The organism is Parasphingopyxis sp. (assembly GCF_052168295.1).
Classification (GTDB): Bacteria; Pseudomonadota; Alphaproteobacteria; order Sphingomonadales; family Sphingomonadaceae; genus Parasphingopyxis.
Genome location: NZ_JBQLZN010000010.1, coordinates 1 through 2,195 on the forward strand (window position 1 = coordinate 1; position 2,195 = coordinate 2,195).

Consider the following 2,195-nt stretch of genomic DNA (forward strand, 5'->3'; position numbering starts at 1 on the left):
TCGCCCGGCGGGCAGCGCAGCGCGTCCATCGCGATTTCGAGCTGGTTGTCGAGCGTCCAGCCATCGACCGCGTCGATCTTCTCCTGCAGCTCGCCCATCTCGGCCATCAGCGCGTCGAAATCGGCGTCTTCGGGCGGATCGGCCATCATGCCCGAAATCTCGTTGAAGCGGTCGACGAGATCGGCGACGGGCCGCACGCCGTCCATCACATTCTCTTTCACGGTCTTGTCCGGATCGAGCTCTGGCTCCTGTGCAAGATAGCCGACGCGGATCCCCTCGCCTGCCCAGGCTTCGCCCTGAAACTCGGTATCGATGCCCGCCATGATCTTCATCAGCGTCGATTTGCCCGACCCGTTCGGACCGACGATGCCGATCTTGGCGTCCGGATAGAATTGCAGATGGATGTTATCGAGGATCGGCTTGCGGGCGCCGGGAAAGCTTTTGGTCATGCCCTTCATGACGAAGGAATATTGCGCGGCCATGGGTCGTATATGCTCCGGATTGGAATTGCTGGAATTGGGCCGCGATGTAGGGACGCGCGCACGAATTGGCAAACGCGGAAATGGTCGGGCGGCTACTCGCTTCTGCAACGGAATACGCTGGACCTCGCCGATCCGAATCAGCAGCGGCGAAACAAGCCTGAAGGCGGCGCGATGTCATGTTCTGGTCTCTTGCGAGCGCCGCCTCGCCGCTACTCCAAATCGCCGAAAATTTGGCTGAAATCCTTGCTGCAGCGCAGCAAAATGCGCGGTTCATTTCGGTACGGGGGCGCAATTACAAGTTGACGTTCTGTGAATGGACGCTATGGCAGCGCGCTGGGATTGGCGCAGAGCCAGGCCCTGATTTAATGCTATGGGAGCACTTATAATGAAGAAACTTAGCTTTGCGCTTGCGACGGCCGGCATGTTTGCCCTCGCCGCTTGTGGCGAGACCGCTACCGAAACCGCCGACGAAGGCGCGGAAGCCGTCGAAGAAACGGAAGAAGCCACCGAAGACGCGATGGCCGAAGGCGAAGAAATGGCTGAAGACGCCATGGCCGAAGGCGAAGAAATGGCTGAAGACGCCATGGCCGAAGGCGATGCGATGGCCGAGGAAGCCGAAGAGGAAATGGCTGAAGACGCCATGTAATTCGGCGGTTGGCCTGCGGGCCAGCCAACGCAATCAAAAGGGGCGCGATCGACACGGATCGCGCCCCTTTTTTGTCGCCGGCCGCCAATCGGGAAGGCTAGAGAAAGGATAGGCACGGCAAAGCTAACGCTTGAAGCTTCCCGCTTCATCGGTCACTCTCCGCAGATCGGAAAGAAGGGGATTTGCGATGAAGATTGTGTTCAGGCTGCTGATTGCCATCTGGTTTGCGACACCGGTGGTCGCTTCCGCCGATGCCTTCGACGATATCCAGCAACGCGGCGAACTCATAGTGGGCGTATCGATCTTCGCCCCTTGGACGCATCTCGACCGCGAAGGCGAACTCGTTGGCCATGAGATCGATATCGCGAACAGCATCGCGGCGGACTTGGGCGTCTCAGCGCGTCTCGAACTGTATAATTTCGACGAGATATTCGACGCGCTCGCCAATGGCGAGATAGACATGATCGCCGCCGGCGTGGCGATGACGCCCGAACGTGCGCGGCGCTTTCATTTCTCGATCCCCTATTTTTCGACCGGCATGACGATCGCCACCGGGCCGTCGGTGACCGACGAGCCGAGCACGATCGCCGATTTCAATACGCCTGAGATGACGATAGCAGTCGTCGAAGATACATTGGCTTCGAGAATAGCGGCCGAGATGCTCGCCGATGCCAATATCATGAGCTTCTCGACGCCAAGCGGTGCGGAAGCCACCGTACTTCTCGGCCGAGCCGATGCCTATGTCGCCAGCGTACCGGAAGCACGGATTTATGCGCTCCGTCATGGCGATCGCATTTCGCTGCCGTTATCCGAACCGCTAACCTCCAGCGTCGCCGGCTTCGTTGTGCGCAACGACGAAGACAGGCTGCTCCATTTCCTCAATAGCTGGGTGCACATGCGCCAGGCGGACGGATTTCTCGAAGATCGCTACCGGCACTATTTCGACACGCTCGACTGGGCTGTCGATATGATGCCACAGTAAGCTAGCCCAAGCGTTCGCGATATCGAAAGATGGTCGGGGAGACAGGATTCGAACCTGCGACCCTCTGTTCCCAAAACAGATGCGC

Annotated in this window: 3 protein-coding genes; 2 read left to right on the forward strand and 1 reads right to left on the reverse strand. The window is 59.0% G+C overall.

What is annotated here, in order from left to right:
• Positions 1–482 (reverse strand): ATP-binding cassette domain-containing protein (locus tag ACTS1Z_RS01395; protein WP_442622644.1); only part of this gene is annotated, 482 nt, incomplete at its 3' end.
• A gap of 385 nt (positions 483–867) precedes the next feature.
• Between ACTS1Z_RS01395 and ACTS1Z_RS01400 the strand changes: the two genes are divergently transcribed.
• Both ACTS1Z_RS01400 and ACTS1Z_RS01405 read left to right on the forward strand, forming a co-directional pair.
• Positions 868–1,128, forward strand: a complete 261-nt coding sequence (locus ACTS1Z_RS01400) for a hypothetical protein (RefSeq protein ID WP_442622645.1) — start codon at positions 868–870, stop codon at positions 1,126–1,128.
• Between the two features lie 187 nt (positions 1,129–1,315).
• Complete coding sequence (locus tag ACTS1Z_RS01405; protein WP_442622646.1) at positions 1,316–2,110, forward strand: transporter substrate-binding domain-containing protein; 795 nt, start codon at positions 1,316–1,318, stop codon at positions 2,108–2,110.
• The last annotated feature ends 85 nt before the right edge of the window (positions 2,111–2,195 follow it).